At 71.2% G+C, this 20,468-nt stretch carries 21 protein-coding genes; 8 read left to right on the top strand and 13 right to left on the bottom strand.

Annotation, left to right across the window (positions count from 1 at the left end):
• Positions 1 to 517: RNA-guided endonuclease InsQ/TnpB family protein (locus E1288_RS30910; RefSeq protein WP_132491461.1), on the top strand; the 517-nt coding region annotated here is incomplete at its 5' end.
• 104 nt (positions 518 to 621) lie between these two features.
• Here E1288_RS30910 and E1288_RS49095 read toward each other — a convergent pair.
• From E1288_RS49095 to E1288_RS30890, 4 genes are all read right to left on the bottom strand, one after another.
• The gene (locus tag E1288_RS49095) at positions 622 to 1,266 is read right to left on the bottom strand and encodes an HNH endonuclease family protein (protein WP_132491458.1); all 645 of its coding nucleotides are present in this window, start codon (positions 1,264 to 1,266) and stop codon (positions 622 to 624) included.
• A 59-nt stretch (positions 1,267 to 1,325) separates the two neighbouring features.
• On the bottom strand, positions 1,326 to 2,549 hold the full coding sequence (locus tag E1288_RS30900; RefSeq protein ID WP_132491455.1) for an MFS transporter: 1,224 nt from the start codon (positions 2,547 to 2,549) through the stop codon (positions 1,326 to 1,328).
• Between the two features lie 76 nt (positions 2,550 to 2,625).
• A complete protein-coding gene (locus E1288_RS30895) occupies positions 2,626 to 3,708 on the bottom strand; it encodes an acyl-CoA dehydrogenase family protein (protein ID WP_132491452.1) in 1,083 nt (360 codons plus the stop codon).
• Positions 3,709 to 3,744: 36 nt separating this feature from the next.
• Complete coding sequence (locus tag E1288_RS30890) at positions 3,745 to 4,980, bottom strand: acyl-CoA dehydrogenase family protein (protein WP_132491450.1); 1,236 nt, start codon at positions 4,978 to 4,980, stop codon at positions 3,745 to 3,747.
• Positions 4,981 to 5,252: 272 nt separating this feature from the next.
• Between E1288_RS30890 and E1288_RS30885 the strand changes: the two genes are divergently transcribed.
• The 5 genes from E1288_RS30885 (at position 5,253) to E1288_RS30865 (ending at position 10,136) form a co-directional block, all read left to right on the top strand.
• Entirely contained in the window at positions 5,253 to 6,785 is a 1,533-nt protein-coding gene (locus E1288_RS30885; protein WP_207954653.1) for a long-chain-fatty-acid--CoA ligase, read from the top strand.
• A gap of 22 nt (positions 6,786 to 6,807) precedes the next feature.
• Positions 6,808 to 7,584, top strand: coding sequence for an SDR family NAD(P)-dependent oxidoreductase (locus tag E1288_RS30880; protein WP_132491444.1), 777 nt, complete (start codon positions 6,808 to 6,810; stop codon positions 7,582 to 7,584).
• Positions 7,585 to 7,703: 119 nt separating this feature from the next.
• A complete protein-coding gene (locus E1288_RS30875; protein WP_207954655.1) occupies positions 7,704 to 8,684 on the top strand; it encodes an NAD(P)H-dependent flavin oxidoreductase in 981 nt (326 codons plus the stop codon).
• Positions 8,685 to 8,688: 4 nt separating this feature from the next.
• The gene (locus tag E1288_RS30870) at positions 8,689 to 9,231 is read left to right on the top strand and encodes a PadR family transcriptional regulator (protein ID WP_132491438.1); all 543 of its coding nucleotides are present in this window, start codon (positions 8,689 to 8,691) and stop codon (positions 9,229 to 9,231) included.
• Between the two features lie 50 nt (positions 9,232 to 9,281).
• Complete coding sequence (locus E1288_RS30865) at positions 9,282 to 10,136, top strand: alpha/beta fold hydrolase (RefSeq protein ID WP_132491435.1); 855 nt, start codon at positions 9,282 to 9,284, stop codon at positions 10,134 to 10,136.
• A 12-nt stretch (positions 10,137 to 10,148) separates the two neighbouring features.
• Here the strand turns inward: E1288_RS30865 and E1288_RS30860 are convergent, their stop codons facing one another.
• The 4 genes from E1288_RS30860 to E1288_RS30845 are packed head-to-tail and all read right to left on the bottom strand — an operon-like array spanning position 10,149 to position 13,946.
• Positions 10,149 to 10,940 (bottom strand): ABC transporter ATP-binding protein, encoded by a 792-nt coding sequence (locus E1288_RS30860; protein WP_132491432.1) that lies wholly within the window; start codon positions 10,938 to 10,940, stop codon positions 10,149 to 10,151.
• A complete protein-coding gene (locus E1288_RS30855) occupies positions 10,940 to 11,956 on the bottom strand; it encodes a FecCD family ABC transporter permease (protein ID WP_132491429.1) in 1,017 nt (338 codons plus the stop codon). The genes E1288_RS30860 and E1288_RS30855 overlap by 1 nt, the downstream gene beginning before the upstream one ends.
• Complete coding sequence (locus tag E1288_RS30850) at positions 11,953 to 12,939, bottom strand: FecCD family ABC transporter permease (protein ID WP_165968337.1); 987 nt, start codon at positions 12,937 to 12,939, stop codon at positions 11,953 to 11,955. The genes E1288_RS30855 and E1288_RS30850 overlap by 4 nt, the downstream gene beginning before the upstream one ends.
• Entirely contained in the window at positions 12,939 to 13,946 is a 1,008-nt protein-coding gene (locus tag E1288_RS30845) for an ABC transporter substrate-binding protein (RefSeq protein ID WP_132491426.1), read from the bottom strand. The genes E1288_RS30850 and E1288_RS30845 overlap by 1 nt, the downstream gene beginning before the upstream one ends.
• A 106-nt stretch (positions 13,947 to 14,052) precedes the next feature.
• Between E1288_RS30845 and E1288_RS30840 the strand changes: the two genes are divergently transcribed.
• Positions 14,053 to 15,306 carry an MFS transporter gene (locus tag E1288_RS30840; RefSeq protein WP_132491423.1) on the top strand — a complete coding sequence of 418 codons (1,254 nt, stop codon included), beginning with the start codon at positions 14,053 to 14,055 and terminating at the stop codon, positions 15,304 to 15,306.
• Between the two features lie 55 nt (positions 15,307 to 15,361).
• On the opposite strand, the gene E1288_RS30835 is transcribed toward E1288_RS30840, so the two are convergent.
• The 4 genes from E1288_RS30835 to E1288_RS50495 all read right to left on the bottom strand — a co-directional run bounded on the left by E1288_RS30835 (position 15,362) and on the right by E1288_RS50495 (position 18,928).
• Complete coding sequence (locus tag E1288_RS30835; RefSeq protein WP_132491421.1) at positions 15,362 to 16,156, bottom strand: endonuclease I family protein; 795 nt, start codon at positions 16,154 to 16,156, stop codon at positions 15,362 to 15,364.
• A 228-nt stretch (positions 16,157 to 16,384) separates the two neighbouring features.
• Positions 16,385 to 17,509, bottom strand: coding sequence for an MFS transporter (locus E1288_RS30830; protein WP_132491418.1), 1,125 nt, complete (start codon positions 17,507 to 17,509; stop codon positions 16,385 to 16,387).
• A 102-nt stretch (positions 17,510 to 17,611) separates the two neighbouring features.
• Positions 17,612 to 18,646: an LLM class flavin-dependent oxidoreductase gene (locus tag E1288_RS30825; protein ID WP_235883915.1), complete on the bottom strand. Its 1,035-nt coding sequence runs from the start codon at positions 18,644 to 18,646 to the stop codon at positions 17,612 to 17,614.
• A 105-nt stretch (positions 18,647 to 18,751) separates the two neighbouring features.
• Complete coding sequence (locus E1288_RS50495) at positions 18,752 to 18,928, bottom strand: putative leader peptide (protein WP_408014109.1); 177 nt, start codon at positions 18,926 to 18,928, stop codon at positions 18,752 to 18,754.
• A gap of 262 nt (positions 18,929 to 19,190) precedes the next feature.
• Here E1288_RS50495 and E1288_RS30820 point away from each other — a divergent pair, with 262 nt between their 5' ends.
• Entirely contained in the window at positions 19,191 to 19,712 is a 522-nt protein-coding gene (locus E1288_RS30820) for a lytic polysaccharide monooxygenase auxiliary activity family 9 protein (protein ID WP_132491412.1), read from the top strand.
• A gap of 66 nt (positions 19,713 to 19,778) precedes the next feature.
• On the opposite strand, the gene E1288_RS30815 is transcribed toward E1288_RS30820, so the two are convergent.
• Positions 19,779 to 20,468, bottom strand: coding sequence for a YqjF family protein (locus E1288_RS30815; protein WP_132491409.1), 690 nt, complete (start codon positions 20,466 to 20,468; stop codon positions 19,779 to 19,781).

Here is a 20,468-nt window from a genome sequence, read left to right as displayed (position 1 = left end):
CGACCTGGCCAAAAACCACGGCCTGATCGCGGTCGAGGACTTGAAGGTCCGCAACATGCTCCGCTCCGCCAAAGGCACTTCCGAGCAGCCCGGCCGAGGCGTACGTCAGAAGGCTGGGTTGAACCGAAGTGTCGCCGATCAAGGATGGTTCGAGATCCGCCGCCAGCTTGGGTACAAGACCAAGCGGTGCGGCGGTGAACTGGTCGCGGTTCCGGCATCTGGTTCGTCGCAGACGTGCTCGAAGTGCCATACCCGCGACCCCGAGTCGCGTGAGGGTTGCGGCCGGTTGTTCATGTGTGTGCATTGCGGGCACACCGACCACGCCGACCGCAACGCCGCCATGATCATCCTTGCTCGAGCATTCAGCACCGCCGGACGGAAACCCACCACCGTGTGGGAGGCGGGAACTGCCGCGAGCGGTCGCGGCAGTTCACAGAGCACGCGCAGTCCACATGGGCAAGGCACCCGCACGGGTAGCCGGTTGCGTGAACCATCCTCGAACGTCACCGCAGCATGACACCGAGGAATCACCCGCCTTCAGGCAGGAGAGGACGTCAATGGCTGACCTTCGATCAGCTGAGCACGCTCATCCCGCCGAAGGGCTACAGTGCCTGAGCCGGATCAGCCGCAGGTCGCGAGCATTTCCTGGAGCGCCTTCTGCTCCTGTTCGGTGACCGTCAGGTCGTAGGCGCGCTTGACCGTGATCCAGCTCGTCGCGTAGCTGCACCAGTTCGCGCGTTCGGGCTTCCACTGGGACGGGTCCTGGTCGCCCTTGCTGCGGTTGGAACTCGCGTCGACGGCCACCAGCTGCGGCAGCTGCATGTCGTTGGCGAACTGCTCGCGGCGCTGGTCGTCCCACTTGTTCGCGCCGCTGCGCCAGGCGTTCGCCAGCGGCACCATGTGATCGATGTCGATCGCCGAAGGGTCGGTCAGCTGCTGGCCGGTGTAGGTGCTGGTCCACGTGCCGGCGGTGGCCTCGCAGGCGTTGTTGGTGCGGACGTTCTGGCCGTCCCGCGCCAGCACCGCCTCGCGGGTGTTGCAGTTCTTCCCGGCTTCCGGCTTCGTGGTCCAGTGCTTGAACCGCTCGCGCGAGTAACCGTCCATCGATCCCGCCGGGGCGACGCGCAGTTCGGCGAGCTGCTCGCCGGCGGGGCCGGTGGTGGCGCTGACCTTCGCGTCGAAGATGCCGGACTCGAACACCACCCACATCAGGCCCAGCAGCGCGACCGCCACGACCGACGTCCACACTGATTTCTTGGCAGCCATGTCTCTCCCCGGCCCGGTGGTGGTGTCGCCGACATTCGATCATTCCGCGGTGCCGCCGCTCACTCCGCCGGGTGGGTAATGTGGCCCGGCACACCGGTCCGCGCCTGGGGGACGTAGCGCGGGACGTAGCGCAGCAGCAGGCCCGCGCCCAGCAGTCCGAGCAGGCCCATGCCCGCGCCGGCGAACCCGATGCCGGCCATCGCGGTCAGCCCGGACACGGTGACCGGCCCGACCGCCTGCCCGAAGTCGCCGGTGAACCGCCAGGCGCCGAGGAACGGCGCCGGGCCCGGCTGCGGCGCGAGGTCCGCGCCGAGCGTCATCAGGATTCCGCTGCTGGTCCCGTTCGCCAGCGCCAGGAACACCGCGACGATCGCGAAGGTCGGCACGTCGTCCACCGCGAACAGCACGAGGTGCCCGACGGCCAGGCCGGTCATCGACGGCACCGCCGCCCACATCCGGCCGAAGTGGTCCATGATCTGGCCCGAGGTGTAGGACAGCGCGAAGTCGATGCCGCCCGCGATGCCGATGATCAGCGCGGTGGTCGACGGCGACAGCCCGGCCGCGACCGCCACCATCGGCAGCACGACCATCCGGGACGCCCGCAGCCCGCCGATCAGCGCGGCGCAGGCCCCCATCCGCACCAGCACGCCGCGATGGTGCACCAGCGTGGTGAGCAGTCCCTGGTGCGCGGGTTCGGCGGCCCCCTCGCCGCCGGTGCCGAGGTCCTTCGTGCACAGCAGCAGGATCACCGAGGCGAGGGCGAATGCGATGTGGAGCAGGAACACCGCCCGCTTGTCGGGCGTCACCATCAGCACCAGCACCGCGAGGAAGGGGCCGATGAAGTAGCCCCCGCGGAACACCCCGCCGAGCACGCTCAACGCCCGCGCCCGGTAGCGCAGCGGCACGGCCGTGGTGATGTACGCGTGCCTGGCGAGCGCGAACACCGCCGTGGACAGGCCGACGAGGAACACGCACGCGCCCAGCATCCACGGGATCGTCGAGAGGTAGCAGCCGACCAGGCCCAGCACCGACACGATCGCGGCGCCGATCATCGCCCGCCGCTCGCCGAGGCGGTGCACCAGCGCGCCGCTGGGCACGTCGCCGACGAGCTCCCCCACCATGATCATGGCTGCGATCAGGCCCAGCGTCCCCAGGTCCGCGCCCTGGTCGGCGGCGATGAGCGGGATCATCGGGATGATCGCGCCCTCACCGGTGGAGAACAGCAGGGTCGGTCCGAATGCCGCGAGCGCAACGGTTCTCAGCTCGAACGAGCGCTCACCCATCGTCCACCCATCTCCGCGCGCCGGGCACCCTTGGTCAACTTACTTGACGAACGGCGCCGCGCACGCACCCGCCCGATCAGATCGCGAGGGCGTCCGCGAGCCGGGCGCGCTGCTGGTCCGGGGTGCCGAGGAGCAGTTCCGCGGTCTTCGCGCGCTTGTAGTACAGGTGGGCGTCGTGCTCCCAGGTGTAGCCGATGCCGCCGTGCAGCTGGACGGTGTCGGCCGCCGCCTGGAAGTACGCCGGCGACACGAGCACCTGCACCATCGCCGCCGCCAGCGGCAGTTGTGCGCGGTCCTCGTCCGCGGTCCAGGCCGCGTAGCGCACGGCGGAATGTGCCTGCTCCCAGGCGCTGTACATGTCCGCGCAGCGGTGCTTGACCGCCTGGTAGGAACCGATGGCGCGACCGAACTGCACCCGGACCTTGGCGTACTCCACCGTCATCTCCAGGACCCGCTCCATCCCGCCGAGCTGTTCGGCGGCGAGCGCGACCGCCGCGGTGCCCCGCACTTCGGCCAGCACCGCATCGGCGTCCTCTGTGGACAGCTGGCGCGCCGGGGTACCGGCGAAGTCCAGCCGCGCGATCCGCCGGGTCGGATCCAGCGTCCGCAGCGGCGTTCTCGTCACGCCGTCCGCGCCGTCGGCCCGGAACCACGAACCGCCCTGCTCGGTCCTGGCGTACACCAGCACGAAGTCCGCGATGTCGCCGGAGAGCACCTGCGGGGCGCGGCCGTCGAGCACCCACGAGCCGTCCCGCCGGGTGGCCGTCGGCGCCGACTCAGCGTCCCAGGAAACCGCCCCGATCAGCTCGCCGGCCGCCAGCCGCGGCAGCAGTTCCGCCTGCGCTTCGGCGTCGTCCAGCGCCAGCAGCACATCGGTCGCCAACACCGCCGAGGCGAGGAACGGCACCGGCGCCAGGGCTCGCCCCAGCTCCTCCAGCACCACGGCGCGCTCGACGTGCCCGGCGCCGGATCCGCCGTGCTCCTCGGGCACCACGAGCCCGGTCGCGCCGAGTTCACCGGCCAGCCGCCGCCAGAGCACGGCGTCGTGGCCATCGCCGTCGATCAGCTCGCGCACCCGCGCGGGCGGCGCGTGCTCGGCCAGGAACTTCCGGACCGCGGACCGGAGTTCTCGTTGCTCGCGGGTCAACACCAGCTGCATTGCACGCTCCTCGGGGGTCTTCGGCGGTCGTTCGGGTCACGCGGGGCGCTGGGTGCCGACCTTCAGCTCCCGGAACGGGACGTCGCGGTCCACCTGGGGCTCCTTCGGCAGGCCGAGGATCCGCTCCCCGATGATGTTGCGCTGGATCTGGTTGGAACCGCCGGCGATGCTCGACGCGGGCGTCGAGTTGATCGCGATCGCCATCTCCTCGGCCGCCGCGTCGCCCGGCTCCCAGACCGCGAGCTCCGGACCGGCGATGAGACCGGCGGTGTCCACCGCGCGCCACAGCAGCAGCGCGCCGGCGAGCTTCGACACCGAACCGCGGGCGCCGGGCGGCGATCCCGCCTCCGCTTCCTGCCGCAACCGGCTGTTGAACAGCCCGAGCGCCTTCTCCTGGGCGTAGATCTCGGCCAACCGGCCGCGCACCACCGGATCCTCGGCGCGGCCATGGCGGCGGGCGAGCTCCACCAGGTTGTCGTAGGACAGCGGGTCGCCGCCGCGCCGCACCGAGCCGCCGATCGACACCCGCTCGTGCCCGAGCATGGTGACCGCCGCCAGCCAGCCGCCGCCGACCTCGCCGATCACCGAATCGGCCGGGATGCGCACGTCGTCGAAGTAGACCTCGTTGAACGGCGCCCGGCCGGTCATGTCCCGCAGCGGCCGCACCGTCACGCCGGGGGCGTGCATGTCGATGATGAACATGGTGATGCCGCGGTGCTTCGGGACGTCCGGGTCGGTGCGGGCCAGCAGCGCGCCGAAGTCCGACCACTGCGCGCCCGAGGTCCACACCTTCTGGCCGTTGATCACCCATTCTCCCCCGCTCTCGGCTTCGCTCGAGCGGGAGGCGCCTCCAGCTTCGCGCACCGCGCGGGTCTGCAGGCTGGCGACGTCGGAACCCGCGCCGGGCTCGGAGAACAGCTGGCACCAGATCTCGTCGCCGCGCAACAGCTTCGGCAGGTAGCGCGCCTTCTGCTCCGGGGTGCCGAGGTCCAGCAGCGTGGGGCCGCACATGCCCATCCCGACCATGAACGGCGAGCTCGGCAGGTCGTAGTGGGCCGCCTCCGCGTCGTACGCCTGCTGCTCGGCGGCGGTGCGGCCCTGCCCGCCGAACTCGGCCGGCCAGGTGATGCCCGCCAGGCCCGCGTCGTAGGCGGCGGCCTGGAACCGCTTGGCCTCCTCGAGCACCTCGGCCGGGGCGCGGTCGCCCAGGGATCCCGGCGCGTTGGCGGCCAGGAATTCGCGCGCTTTCGCGCGGAACTCGTCGACGTCCATGTGCTCTCCCTCCACCCCGGCGGTGCGGTGGCAGCGAATCCGTCCCCGCCGACTGTAACCGAACTGGAGTCGGCTGAACATGTTCTATTTTAAGGTCCATAGTGGACTTCGCGGCCGGGTGACCTGCGTTGCGCGCCGGACTTTTCCGCGGTCCCGGCCGCCCGTCCCGGGTTGACCACCACCGTTCGGCAACGCAATATGAGGCCCGTCACGTCACCCTCACCGGCGAGGTAACGATGTCCGCTGCTGCGCAATCCGTGACCGGCCGAGGCATGACCGCCGGCGATCAGCTGGCCCGGCATGCCCGCAAGATCCCCGACGAGATCGCACTGCGCTTCCAGGACGTCAGCCGCAGCTACCGGGAGTTCGACGAGCGGGTCACCCGGCTGGCGAACGCGCTGCGAGACCGCGGCGTCGGAGCCGGCGACCGGGTCGCGGTGGCCGGGCTCAACGGGCTGGAGATCGTCGAGTCCTACTTCGCCTGCGCGCGGCTCGGCGCGATCTGCGTGCCGATCAACTTCCGGCTGGTCGCCGACGAGATCGCCTACGCGCTCGACGACAGCGGCGCCTGCGCGGTGATCGTGGACTCGTTCCTGGCCGAAACCATGGCCACGGCCGGGGAAAAGGCACCCGGCGTGCGCGTCTGCCTGGTCATCGGCGGCGCCGCGGGCGAAGACACCGAGAACTACGACGCGGCGCTCGCGGCTGCGTCCGACGAGTTCACCGAGACCGTCGTGGACGAGCAGTCGCCAGCGTTCATCATGTACACCTCGGGGACCACCGGCCGGCCCAAGGGCGCCGTGCTCACCCACCACAACCTGCTGATGCACAGCTTCAGCTCGCTGGTGCACAACGGCGTCACCGCGGACAACCGCGTCTGGCTGGTGGGCGTGCCGCTGTTCCACATCGCCGGGGTGTCCGGGATGCTGCCGTACCTGCTGCTCGGCGGGCGGATCGTGATCAGCGCGTCGGGCCGGTTCGATCCGGCCGAGACGGTGCGGATGCTGGCGCGGGAGCGGATCACGTCGTGCTTCTTCGTGCCCGCGCAGTGGCAGGCGATCTGCGACCTGCCGGACATCGGCGACCACGACCTCTCGGCGCTGCAGCGGATCAGCTGGGGCGCCGCGCCGGCGTCGACGACGCTGCTGCGCAAGATGTTCGACACGTTCCCGCAGGCCGAGATCACCACCTCGTTCGGGCAGACCGAATGCAGCCCGGTGACCACGATGCTGCGCGGCGAGGACGCCCTGCGCAAGATCGGCTCCGTCGGCACCCCGATGCTCAACGTCGAGGCCAGGGTGGTCGACGACGACATGAACGACGTGCCGCGCGGCGAGGTCGGCGAGATCGTCTACCGCGGACCCACGGTGATGCGAGAGTACTGGGGCAAACCGGCGGAGACCGCCGAGGCGTTCCACGGCGGCTGGTTCCACTCCGGCGACCTGGTGCGCCAGGACGACGAGGGCTACCTCTACGTGGTCGACCGGAAGAAGGACATGATCATCTCCGGCGGCGAGAACATCTACTGCGCCGAGGTCGAGGACGTGCTCGCCGCGCATCCCAAGGTGGCCGAGACCGCGCTGATCGGGGTGCCGGACGAGCGGTGGGGCGAGACGCCGCTGGCGGTCGTCGCGCCGCGCGACCCGGCCGATCCGCCGACGTTCGCCGACATCGAGGACTGGTGCAAGCAGCGACTCGCCGGCTACAAGCGCCCGCGCCGGCTGGCGGTCGTCGCGGAACTGCCGCGGAACCCCAGTGGCAAGGTCCTCAAAACCCAGCTGCGCCGTGAGCACGGCGAGCGTTGATCCCACCCAGGAGGCACGAAACATGAGCGACACCGCCAACCCCTTCGATCTCACCGGGCACGTTTCCGTGGTGACCGGCGGCAATTCGGGCATCGGCCTGGCGATGGCCGACGCGCTGGCCGCCGCCGGCGCGGGCGTCTGCATCTGGGGCACCAACGCCGAGCGCAACGAGACCGCGGCCCGGGAGCTGGAGAAGCACGGCGGCGAGGTGCTCGCGCTGCGCTGCGACGTCGGCGACGAAGAGCAGGTCGAGGCGGCGATGGCACGCACCGTCGAGGAGTTCGGGCGGCTGGATTCGTGCTTCGCCAACGCCGGCGTGGGCGGCGGCGGGACCCGCTTCGTGGACGCCGAGCTCAGCGACTTCCACCGCGTGACGCGGGTGAACGTCGACGGCGCGTTCCTCACGCTGCGCGCGGCGGCGCGCCGGCTGCTGGCGCAGGGCGAGGGCGGCAGCCTCGTCGGCACGTCGAGCCTGGCGGCGCGACAGGGACAACCGCGCGGCCAGGCCTACGCCGCGTCGAAGGGCGCGCTGATCTCGATGATCAAGTCGATCGCGATCGAGCTGGCCCGGCACGGGATCCGGGCCAACGCGGTGCTGCCGGGCTGGGTGAGCACGCCGCTGGCCGACCCGGCGCTGCAGTCCGAGGGGTTCCAGCGCAAGGTGCTGCCCCGGATGCCGGTGGGCCGCTGGGGCGCGCCCTCGGACTTCGGCGCGCTGGCGGTCTACCTGGCGAGCCCGGCGAGCGCCTTCCACACCGCGGATGCGATCACCGTCGACGGCGGCTACATCTCCTTTTAAGAGTTCTCCACGCTCTCTATGCAACTCGTTGCATTGCATCTTGTTGCATAGTAGCTTGACCGACGCGGGCGCCTCGGCGCCCGCGTCGGCAGCGCAGCGGGAGGCGAGCGATGAGCAACGTGCTTCGAACCAGGTTCACCGAGGAGTTCGGCGTCGAACACCCCATCGTGCAAGGCGGCATGCAGTGGGTCGGCCGGGCCGAACTCGTCGCGGCGGTCGCGGAGGCCGGCGCGCTCGGCATGATCACCGCGCTCACCCAGCCGACGCCGGAGGACCTGGTCAAGGAGATCGCGCGCTGCCGCGAGATGACCGACAAGCCCTTCGGCGTCAACCTGACGATCCTGCCCACCATCACGCCGCCGCCGTACGCGGAGTACCGGCAGGCGATCATCGAATCCGGCATCAAGATCGTCGAGACCGCCGGGTCCAACCCGGCCGAGCAGGTCGCCGCGTTCAAGCCCGCCGGGGTCCGGGTGCTGCACAAGTGCACCAGCGTCCGGCACGCGCTCAAGGCGCAGCAGCTCGGCGTGGACGCGGTCAGCATCGACGGCTTCGAGTGCGCCGGCCACCCCGGCGAGGACGACATCCCCGGCCTGGTGCTGATCCCCCGCGCCGCCGACGAGCTCAGCATCCCGATCATCGCCTCCGGCGGCTTCGCCGACGCCCGCGGCTTGGTGGCGGCGTTGGCGCTCGGCGCGGACGGCATCAACATGGGCACCCGCTTCATGTGCACCGCCGAGTCGCCGATCCACGACGCGGTGAAGAAGCGGATCGCCGAGGCCAGCGAGTTGGAGACCGAGCTGATCTTCCGGCCGCTGCGCAACACCGCGCGGGTCGCCAGCAACACCGTCAGCCGCGAAGTGGTGGCGAAGCTGGCCGACGGCGCGGCCTTCGAGGACGTCCGCGACCTCGTCGCCGGCGCCCGCGGCCGCCAGGTCTACGAGCAGGGCGACCCGGAGCTCGGCATCTGGAGCGCCGGCATGGTGCAGGGGCTGATCAACGACGTGCCCCCGGTCGGCGAGCTGGTGGAGCGCATCGTGCGCGAGGCCGCCGGGCTGATCCGGGGACGGCTGGGCGGGCTGATCGGCGTGGCAGACTGAACCGATGTCGTTGGAGTACGCGATCCTGGTCTCCCTGCAGGAACGCGCGGGATCCGGGTACGAGCTGGCGCGCCGGTTCGACAAGTCCATCGGTTACTTCTGGTCGGCCAGCCACCAGCAGATCTACCGGAGCCTGAAGCGGATGGTCGAGCTGGACTGGGTGTCCTGCGACGAGGTCGCGCAGGACAAGCGCCCGGACAAGAAGGTCTACCGGGTCAGCGAGTCCGGCGCCGCCGAGCTGGCGCGCTGGCTCGCCGAACCGGTGGACCCGCCGGCCGTCCGCAACGAGCTGTCGGTGAAGATCCGCGGCGCGTCCTTCGGCGACACCGAGCGGGTCGCCGAGGAGGTCGCCCGCCACCGCCGGGGGCACGACGAGCGGCTGGCCGTCTACCGCGCGATCGAGGAGCGGGATTTCCCCGCGCCGCAAGGGCTTTCCGGGCAGCAGCTGCACCAGTACCTGGTGCTGCGCGGCGGCATCCGCACCGAGGAGTCGATGCTGGCCTGGTGTGACGAGATCCTGGCGGCAATGCGCGCCGATCGGGACTGAGGGAGCGCTAGTCTCTCGATCACCGGGCTACTCGACGAGCGAGGTGCACGATGGACCTCCGGACCTCCCGCGGCGCCGATGACTTCTTCGCCGCCTACGACGCGGTGCTGGCGAAGTGGCCTGCCCCGGTCGACGCGCTCGAAGTGCCGACGGCCTACGGCAGCACCCACGTGCACGCCTGCGGCGCGCCGGACGGCCCGCCGTTGGTGCTCCTGCCCGGCGGCGGAGCCACCTCGACGGTGTGGTTCGCCAACGTCCGCGAACTCGGCGAGCGGCACCGGATCTACGCCATCGATCTCATCGGTGAGGCCGGGCGCAGCGTCGCCGACGGCAAAGCGGTCTCCGGCGTCGGCGACCAGATGGCTTGGCTGGACGAGGTGCTCGACCACCTCGGCGTCGAGGCGGCGGACCTGTGCGGGCATTCCTACGGAGCGTGGATCGCCCTGCACTACGCCCTCCACTCGCCCCGGGTGCGCAGCCTCGCGCTGCTGGATCCCACGGCGTGCTTCACCCGCTGGAATCCGCGCTACCTGCTGCGCGCCCTGCCGATGCTGCTGCGGCCCGCGCCACAGCGAACGCGCGACTTCCTGCGCTGGGAGACCGGCGGCGCCGGCATCGACCCGGCCTGCCTCGAACTGCAGGCCCGCGGCGCGGAGTTCCGGGCCGCGAAGCCGGTCACCAGCCCCAATCCCGACCCGGCGGGCCTGACGGTGCCGACCCTCGTGCTGGCGGCGGAGAACAGCAAGGCCCACGACCCGCGCCGCCTGCTCGCGCAGGCCGAACGCGTGGTGCCCGGCGTCCGCACGGCGATGCTGCCCGGCGTCGGCCACCACGCGCTGCCGACCGGGAATGCCGCCCGCCTGAACGAAATCCTCACCGGCTTCCTCGACAGCGCGCACCCCTGAACGCTCCTGAAGTCAGGAGCCGGGGTGCACCGAGTCGTAGGTGCACAGTGGACGGCCGGTCCGCTCGTCCCGCCACACCCTGCCCGAGACGCCGAACACCGACTCCAGCAGGCGCTCATCGACGACCTCCGACGTCGGGCCGTCGGCATGGACAGCGCCGTCCCGCAGCGCCACCACGCGATCGGCGTAGCGGGCCGCCTGTTCGAGGTCGTGCAGCACGGTGACCACCGTCAGGCCGCGTTCCTGCTGCAGGCGGCGCACCAGCTCCAGGACTTCGAGCTGGTGGCGGATGTCGAGATAGGTGGTCGGCTCGTCGAGCAGCAGGATCGAGGTGTCCTGCGCCAGCGCGAGAGCGAGGCGCACGCGTTGGCGTTCGCCGCCGGAGAGCCGATCGACGGCCGCATCGGCGCAACCATCCACCCCGGTCGCCGACATCGCATCGCGGACCTGCTCGTCGTCTCCGCCGGCCAGCATCCCCAACGGGCCGCGCACCGCGTACCGGCCCTGGCGCACCAGCTGCCGGACCGTGAGGCCCGGCACCGCCGGCATCGACTGCGCCAGCACCGCGATCTCGCGCGCCGCTCGGCGCCGCGACATCGATCGCAGCGTCCGGCCCCGCACCAACACCTCACCGCTGGTCGGGACATGCAGCCCGCCGAGGACGCGCAGCAGCGTCGTCTTCCCGCAGCCGTTGCGGCCGACGAGCGCCAGCCACTGCCCATCGGCGACGGTCAGGTCCACGCCGGCGAGCACCGTCCGATGCCCGAACCGGACGGTGATGCCGTTGGCCTGCAAGGAACTCATCAACGGCCTCCGATGACGGTGGTTCTCCTGGCGACTCGAACGAGCACGGCAGCTCCGATCAACGCGGTCACCGCACCGGTCGGCATGCCCGCGAGCGCGGTGCCCGGGACCCGTGCCGTGATCTCCTGAGCGACCGAGTCGGCACCGCACACCGTTGCCGCGCCGAGCAATGCCGAGGCGGGCAGCGCGAACCGGTGATCGGCGCCGAACATGGCGCGAGCGGCGTGCGGAGCGAGCAAACCCACGAAAGCCATCGCGCCGACCGAAGCGATGGCGACCGCCGTCGCCAGCACCGCGACGAGCAGCACCGCGCTGCGCCACGGCGCGACCGCGAGGCCGATGCCCCGGCCGTGGTCGTCGTCGATCGCGAGCACCTGCAGGACCGCCGACACGAGCAGCCCCGACACCGCGGCCACGACCAGCCACGGCCACAGCGCCGACCAGTGCGACCAGGTCCGGCCGTTCAGCGAGCCGATCAGCCACCGGGTCATCGAGCCGGTCAGCTGCGGCCGGGCGGTGAGCAGCACGAGGGTGACGCCGCCCAGCGCAGCCGACAGGACCACCCCGATCACCGCCAGCCGAACCGGATCGCTGCCGGCGCGCAACGAGACCAGCCACAGCGCTCCACCGCCCAGCGTCCCGCCCACGATCGCCACCAGGACCATCGCCGTCGGCGAGGCGAAATCGCCGCCGACCGACGTCGTGACCACCGCGCCCAGCACCGCGCCCGAACCGACACCGGTGACGTCGGGCGACGCCAGCGGGTTGCGCAGCACCACCTGGAGCGCGATGCCCGCGATCCCGAGGCACGCACCCGCACCCGCGCCGACGAGCACGCGCGGCATCCGCAGGTCGTGCACGATCTGCGTGGTCAGCGGATCGGCCTCGCCGAACACCGCCGACCAGGTGCTCGTCGCCGAGACCGCCGAACCCGTCGCGAGTTGCGCCGCGACTGCCGCGAGCAAGCCTGCGACCAGTGCGATCAGCAACAGCGGTCGAGCCCACCGGGCGCTCATCGGCGCACCAGGAGCAGTGCCCCGACGCAGATCGCGACCACCGCGGTCAGCCCGCCCACGGGCAGCTCAACCGGGTGCAGCAGCGTCCGCGCCAACAGGTCCGCGGTGACCACCAGCAATGCACCGAGCGCCGCCGACCAGCCCAGCCAGGCGCGTTGCGTCCCCTGTGGACATATGCGGCGCGCGAGCTCCGGGGCGAGGAATCCGGTCCACGCCACCGGCCCGCACGGCCCGACCACCACCGCGGTCAGCGCGCACGCCACCGCCAGGATCACGGCGCGAGCCCTGGCCGGAGCGCCACCGAGCGTCGCCGCGGTGTCGTCGCCGAGCCGGAGCAGTCCCAGCGCGGGAATCGTGAGCACGACGAGCGGGATGCCGACCACCAGCCCCGGTGCCATCACCGCGACCGTTTCCCAAGTCGCCCCGGCCAGCGAGCCCAGCAGGTAGCGCACGAGAACGCCCTGCTCGCGGGAGTCCGAGAGCGAAAGCGCCGTCAGCATCAGGGCGTGCAGTGCCGCACTCACGGCCGCGCCTACCAGCAGCACCGCCGCCGAACTGCTCGCGCCGCGGATCGCGAACATCGTCAGCGCACCGCCGACCGCGGCGCCGAGCAACGCCGGCACCAACGGTGCTCCCGGGACCTGGACGCCCCAGGCAACGCACGCCGCGACGGCCGCCGACGCGCCGCTGGACACGCCGAGCATTTCCGGTACTGCCAACGGGTTCCGCAAGGATTCCCGCAACATCAGCCCGACGACCCCCAGCAGAGCGCCTGCGACCACGGCGAGCACCGCGCGTGGCGCGCGCAGCAACGCCACCACCGCGTGCTCGACCTCGCCTTCCGAGGTGAACGCGTGGGGCAGGCGGTTGATGCCCACGAACGGTTCGCCGAGCATCAACGAGGCGACGAACAGCACCAGCGCGCCCACAGCCACCGCGAACGGCGCGGCAGCACGGCGCCGGGAAACGGCTGCGAGCCCCATCAGGAGGCCGGGACCAGTCGCATGGCCTCGTCGATGACCGCGGCCAGGCTCCGGGTGCCGCGGCCCGAGCCGAACAGCTTGGCGTGCACCTCGTGCACCTGCCGGTTCTGCACCGCCGGAACCTGCTGCCACACCGGGTTCGCGGCGAGCTGGTCGCTCAGCGCGCGGTCCTCGGACGAGAACAGCAGCGAGTAGACCAGCGCCACGTCGGGCTGCCGGGCCAGCAGCTCCTCGACGCTGTAGTTGCTCGCGGTCTCGGCGTCCGACCCCTTGGCCGGGAACGGGTAGCTGAACAGCTGGGCGAGCAGGTCGCCCTTGAGCGAGTCGCTGGTGTCCACCCCGATCGACTCGGCGCTGCCGTACATCAGCACGACCCGACGTCCCGCCTGCCCGCTGGCGCGGGTGGCCGCCACCGCATCGGCGAGCTTGTTGCGGAACCGGGCCTCCGCCGCCACGGCCTGTTCCGCGCGGCCCGTCAGCGACCCCAGATTCCGCAGGTATGCCAACGATTCCTGCCAGTTCGCCGGCTCGGTCAACCACAGCGGCGCGAAGCCCTCGACGGCCGGGCGCAGCGAGTCGTGCACGCCGGCCAGCCCGATCACGAGGTCGGGTTGGAGCGCCGCGATGCTCTCGACGTCTTCGGCGCCGAAACTGCCCCGCACCACGGGAACGGTGGCCGCGCGCTCGCCCAGCAGCGCGGGGTGCGCCAGCAGGACCGGATTACTCGTGCCGGCCGGGACCATGCCGAGTTCCAGCAGCACGTCGTCGCACAACCCGCTCAGGCACACGATCCGCTCCGGTCGCTTCGGCAGCGCGACCTGCTGCCCGTGCGGGTCGGTGATGCTCAGCGACGCCGCCAACGGTTGCGCGGCGCGGTCGATCGCCGGCGCGGGCACGGCCGGCGCGGGCTCCTGCCCGGCTGGAGGCGCGGAGCACGCCGTGAGCGCGACGGCAATGGAAAGTACTGCGGCGGAAAGCATTCCGCCGGTCCTGCGCACGGCGCGCACTGGCGTCCTCCTGGGTCCAACTCCACATCCGGCCATTCCTGGTGATGGTAACCATTTTCATTTATCCTTGTCCACCATTCGGGTGATCAAGGGTGTGGAGGATTCGATGATCGACACGACGGCCGACGAGACCGGCCGGGATTTCCGGCGCTACCTGGCGGCCCGGACGGCATCCGTGACCGGCAGTCTCGTTTCCACCGTCGCGCTGCCGATCGTGGTCTACCAGCTCACCGCCTCGGCGGCCTGGACCTCGGCCGTGGCCGCCGCCGAAGCACTGCCCTACCTGCTGTTCGGCCTGTTCGCCGGGGCGATCGCCGACCGCGCCGACCGCCGCGCGCTCATGCTGGTCGCGGATTTCGGCGGCGCCGTGCTCCTCGCGACCGTCCCGCTCGCCTGGTTCCTCGGGATCTTGACCGCGCCGCACGTTCTCGCGGTCGGCTTCGGCGTGCAGAGCCTGTTCGTCCTGTTCGACGCCGCCAACTTCGGCGCGCTGCCGGCGCTCGTCGGCAAGCGGCACCTCACCGGCGCATACGCCAAGGTCTACGGCACGACCACCCTCGCCGAACTCGTGGTCCCGCCGCTGGCCGGGCTGCTCGTCGCGATCGCCGCTCCCGCACCGCTGATCGCGATCAACGCCCTCACGGCGCTCGCATCGGGCCTGCTGGTGCGCTCGATCGTCCGTCCACTATCGACACCTCAGGTTCCCGGCGCCCGCCGGACCGCGAAGTCGCTCCTCACCGACATCCGGGCCGGGCTGGCGTTCCTGGCCGGGAACCGCGTCGTTCGCGTGCTGACGTTGGTGGGCACCACCCACTCGGTCGCCGGCGGCGCCTATGCCGCCATGCTCGTGCCGTGGGCGGATCAGGTGCTCGGGGTGCGACCCACCGGCGACTGGCGCATCGCCGTGCTGTTCAGCGGCTGGGGCGTCGGCGGTCTCGTCGCGTCGCGGATCGTGCCGCGTCTGACCAGTCGTTACGGCGGCGCACGCCTCGCGCTCGGCGCGCTGCCGGTGTCGTTGGCGTGCGGCTGCGCGGTGTTGCTGAGCGCACATTGGGCGGCCGCCGCGATCGCCGTCACGGCTTGGGGCGCGGCGCATTCCACTGTGGTCATCAACGCGATCACCTACCGGCAGCAGGTCAGCCCCGACGACTTGCAGGGCCGGGTCAACACGACGTGCCGAATGCTGTCGTGGGGCGTTGGAATGCCGGCGGGCGCGGCGCTGGCCGGGGCGGTCGCGGTTTCGGGCGCCGGCCCGCGAGCGGGCATCGCAGGCGGGATCGTCGTGCTGTCGGCCGGAGTCCTCGCGGCGTGGTGCTCGGTCCTGCGCAAGGAGAGCTCTTCCCGGGGGGAACGCAAGTGAGTTTCCGCTGGGCGGCCACGGCCGCCCAGCGGACTCACCGGTTCTTCGGGCCCTGTCACCAGATCTCGGCGACCCACTCCGGGTGGTCGATGAACGGGTTCCGGTTGTGCTGGAACTGGTCGAAGATCACCTGGTTGCGGCGCTGCTCCCCGGCGTCCGGCGGGTCCTGCTCGTTCCACTGCTTCAGCACCGAAACGCGGCCCATGAACGGGTTGCTGCCGTTGTCGACGTTGTCGTTGACCTCGAGGTCGGCGAAGCCGTCGCCGCCGTCGTAGCGCACCGACATGTAGAAGATCATCCGGGCGACGTCGCCCTTCACCTCGTCGCGCGGCTCCCAGGAGTCGCCGTCGGTGAAGTTGCCGGGCGCTTCCTCGGACTCGGTGCCGCCCATGTCGAAGTCCTTGTTGCCGCGATCCGAGTTCACGGTGACGTCGGTCGGGCGCAGGTGGTGCACGTCGGTGCCGGGACCGGGCGAGGTGCCGAAGTCGCCGTGGGACTTCGCCCAGACGTGCTCCCGGTTCCAGTCGTCGGCGTCGCCGCCGTTGGTGTCCTTGCCCTGCGACCGGCCGGTGTAGAGCAGGATCACGTTGGCGTTGTTGTTCGGGTCCTCGTCGGTGACCTTCAGCGCGTCCCAGACCTCGTCGTAGCTCAGGGTCGTGGTGCCGTTGCTGATGATCCCGTGCAGGGCGGTCTTGAGCTCGGGACCGGTCTTGCCGATCGCGTCCTGGTAGTAGTCCTCGACGACGGAATCCGCCGTCGCATCGGGGGCCGCCAGCGTGGCGGTCGTGGGCACGACCACCAACGCGGCGCTGAATAACAGGGTCAGCGGTTTCCAACGGGCGATCTTCACGGGCGTGTCCTCTCGCCTCTTCGCCGGCCGCGCCGCACAACATCCGCGCCCGTGCCCGACCGGCAGGACTGTCGTTCAAGCAGGACGAAGCCTGCCACACGAACGATCACCATTGGGTGAACCAATTGGCGCGGTCCGGTGTCGGACGGTGATCGGATTCAGTAACGCACGGTGTCCGGATCTGCGCGGATCCGGCGCAAACTGGGAAAATGCCGACGCCGGTATCGATCAACCGGGCGCTTTGCGCGGCCACCAAACGGCAACAACGGGAATTGTCAGTGCCAGCAGCGCGGCCGGGAGCAGGAAGCCCAGCGCCGCGTCGTGCCGGTAGAGGCCGGTGAACGCCGCCGGGGAGGCCGACATCCCGAGGAACCGCAGCGCGGTCACCACGGAAATGATCCCGCCGCGCCCGCTCTCCCCGCCGGTGAGCACCGTGGCGTGGATGCCGACCAGGATCAGCTGCCCGCAAACGCCGCCGACCGCCCAGGCGATCGCGACCGCGGGCAGCCAGGAGACCAGGCCGACGGCCCCGACCGCCAGGGCGCCGAACAGCAACCCGACGCACACGATGGCGCGCTGGCCGAACCGGTCCACCGCCCCGCCGGTCAACCGGGCGCCGACCGCGCCCGCCACGCCGTAAGCGGTGAGCACCAGGCCGCGCGCGCCCGGGCTCAGCGCGAAGGCGTCGTCCAGCCGGAACGAGACCAGGAACGGCAGACCCGCCAAGCAGGCCCAGGCGACGAAGGCGACGCCGCCGGTCAGCAGCACGGATTTCCGCCAGGCATCCCGCAACGCGGCGGGCCGCTGCGCCGCGCCGTCGCGCGAATCCGGCGGCAGCGGACTGATCGCCAAGGCCGCGGCGACCGCGGCGAGGCCGACGAAGGCCCACTGCCAGGCGCCTTCCGCCGCGAGCCCGCCGACCAGCGGCGCGGACGTCTGCCCGATCGCCTGCATCGCGCCGTAGGTGCCCAGCGCCCGGCCGAGGCGCTCCTTCGGCGTGACGGCGGCGAGCTTGGCCAGCAGCAGCGGCGTGGTGAACGCGTTCGCGATGCCCTGCAAGGCGCGGCTGGTCTGGAAGAGCCAGAACCACGGGGCGAGGGCGGCCAGCAACGCCACGACCGCGTACCCGGCGTAGGCGACGCGGATGCTGCGGCTCATGCCCCACCGCTCGCCGAGGCTGCCGGAGACCAGCATGACGATCGCGAACGGCAGCAGGTACACCGTCAGCGACGTGGCCGCGATGCCTTGTGACACGCCGAATCCGCTGCTGAGCTCCGGCAGCATGGCGGAGACGACGCCGCCGCCGAACGGCCCGAGCAATCCGCCGATGTAGAGGGCGACGCGCGCGTTCACCAAACCGCCCTTCGCCGCACGAGATCTCCCGGCAGTCGATCACAGCACGGGTGCGGAGTCGAGCAGTCGGCCCGAATGCGTCCGTTTTGCCCGGGCCGCGGGTCAGAGCGATCGCAGGTGCGGCGCCACCTCCGTGGCGAACAGGTCGAGGGAGTCGGCGACGAGCCCGTAGGGCATGCCGCCGATCTGCGGGCCGAAGATCATCAGGTCGTGCCCGAACCGCTCCCGGTAGGTGCCGACCTTGTCCACGATCTCCTGCGGGCTGCCCGCGAACAGCCCGCCGGCGGCGATGTTGCTCTCCAGGGTCTGCCCGGCCGGCTCGTCGCCAACCCCGCCGCGGTCCCGCGTGGGGTCCCGGTCGGCCCACTGGGCCTCGTAGTACGGGCGCAAGTCGTCCCTCGCCTGCTGGGAGGTCTTGCCGACGAACAACAATCCGCCGGAGCCCACCCCGGCCCGCGCCGGGTCGTGGCCGTAGGCGGCCCAGCGCTCCCGGTAGTGGTCGACGAGCTTGCCGTAGTTCTCCATCGGCTGGATCGCGTTGGCGACGAAGATCGGGTCGCCGAAGCGGGCGGCGAGGTCCGGCGAGGCCTGGCTGGTGGCGACGCCGTGCCAGACCGGCGGCGGGGTCTGCAGCGGCCGCGGCAGGCTGGTGACTCCCTCCAGCCGGCCGCGGAACTTCCCGCTGAACGTGACGTCCTCCTCGCGCCAAAGCCGGTGCAGCAGCTCGTAGTGCTCGGCCTGCAGCTCCCACTGGTGCTTGCGGTCGTAGCCGAACATCGTGTAGGGGTCGGCGGAATTTCCCTTGCCCACGATCAGTTCGAGTCGGCCGTGCGACAGGTGGTCGAGGGTGGCGTAGTCCTCCGCCACCCGCAGCGGGTCGAGGGTGCTCAGCAGCGTGACCGTGGTGATCAGCCGGATCCGGCTGGTGCGGGCCGCGATCGCGGCGAGCACCACGGGCGGCGCCGTAGCCACCGTCCGGCCGGCGTGGTGTTCGCCGAAGCCGAAGTAGTCCAGGCCCAGCTGCTCGGCGAACTCGGCCAGCCGCACGACGTCGTCGAAGTGCTCGGTGGCCGAACGGGTTTCACCGGTCAGCGGGTCCGGCTGCGTGCTGCCCAGACTCAGGATGCCCAACTGCACGTCCACGCACCTCCAGATGGGGCCACCGGCGGCGACCCGGGAAACGATCCGGAATTGGAATGTCCTCTTCGGACTGGAAAGCTCGATGTGCCGCGCTGCGCGACATCATCGGCGACACGCCTGGCTCGCCACGCGACGGAGGTCGACGTGCCGGCGGCGGGTGAACGTGATCAGCACCGGGCAATCGTCGGGCGACCCGGCGCCGGTGTCAACGAACACCCCGATCGTCCCACTACGCGGACCGGCCCCCGAAAGCGCTGCACAGCACAACCTCGAGTCCATAGTGGACATGGTCGGCACGGGGTCCGCCGCATGAACGTCAGGTGAAAACTGGCAAACGCGCTGGGAAAAACGCAGACCGGGCAAATCTTGACCGCCATGACACCAGAAACTTATGGTCCAGACCATCGGCTCAACGCGGGGTCCGACCCGCCGGGGCCGGTGGTCGTCGGAGTCCCCTCTCCCTTCCTCGGCCAAGTTCCACCCAGCACCGCCGGTCCGGCACCACCCCCCTGACCAGGCGGTTTCCTCCGAAGGAGCTGAGATGAACAAGAAGCCGAAACTCGCCGCAGCCATCGTCGGCGCGGCGCTCGCCCCGGCCCTCGTCGCGATCCCCACCAGCACCGCCAGCGCGCACGGATACGTCAACTCGCCGCCGAGCCGGCAGGCCCAGTGCGCCCAGGGCACCGTCCCGTGCGGCGCCATCAAGTACGAGCCGCAGAGCGTCGAGGGCCCGAAGGGCCTGCAGAGCTGCAGCGGCGGCAACGCGGGCTTCGCGGAGCTCGACGACGACGGCAAGGGCTGGACCGCGACGCCGGTCGGCAACTCCGTCACCTTCAACTGGACGCTCACCGCCGCGCACCGCACGTCGACCTGGGAGTACTTCATCGGCGGCAACCGCGTCGCCGTGTTCGACCAGGGCGGCCAGCAGCCGCCGTCGCAGCTGTCGCACACCGTCGACCTCGGCGGCGTCAGCGGCAAGCAGAAGGTGCTGGCTGTCTGGAACGTCGCCGACACGGCGAACGCCTTCTACGCCTGCATCGACCTCAACGTCGGCGGCAAGTGATCTCTTCCAGCGGCTTTTCCCCTGAACCGGCGGGCCCGCGCTCCACTCGGAGCCGGGCCCGCCGCGTCACAACGGCACCGGCAGGCCGAACCGGGCGTCCACTCTGGACGCGAACCGGACGACGGGCCGGCTCGGCGGGGCCAGCCCGAACCCGGCTAACAGCCCGGTGTCGGTGAAGTCCAGCAGCTCCGCGGAATCCAGGGCCCAGGGCTCGTGCGCCACCGGGACCTCGATGGGCCGGCGGTACCAGGTCGAGAACATCCGCCAGCGCTCGGTGAGGAACCGGTCCGCGCCGGTCGGCGCGACCCGGCCGCCACGCCGGATGCGCAGCACCAGGCCGACGCCGGATCGGTCGACGCGGTAGGCGGTTTCGGTCGCCGTCTTCGAACATTCGACCACCGCCGACCGGTACGGCAGGCGGCCGACGGTCCTGGCCACGCGGACGAAACCCGAATGCGACGCCTCCAGGGAGAAGAACACCAGCCCGCGGCGGCCGCGCTCGTCGACGGCGAAGGTCCGCACGTTGAGCTCGGCGAACCGCACCCGCAGCGGGCTGCGCACCGACATCCCCAGGCCGACCACGCCGACCCAGGCCGTGCCGTCGAACAGGTCGGGCCTGGTGCGCGGCGGTAGCAGCGCCTCAATGTCCTGTTCCGGGCAAGGCCAGTGCGCGAACACGACGTCGCTCCAGCTCTGCTTGCTGAACGAGCAACGCATCCGGTGCGGCGCGTCCGGTGTGAGCGGTTCGGGTTCCAC

The organism is Saccharopolyspora elongata (genome assembly GCF_004348985.1).
In the GTDB taxonomy this organism is placed as follows: domain Bacteria; phylum Actinomycetota; class Actinomycetes; order Mycobacteriales; family Pseudonocardiaceae; genus Saccharopolyspora; species Saccharopolyspora elongata.
The sequence above is the reverse complement of the archived record's forward strand: the minus strand, read 5'-3'. Positions and strand labels throughout refer to the sequence as shown.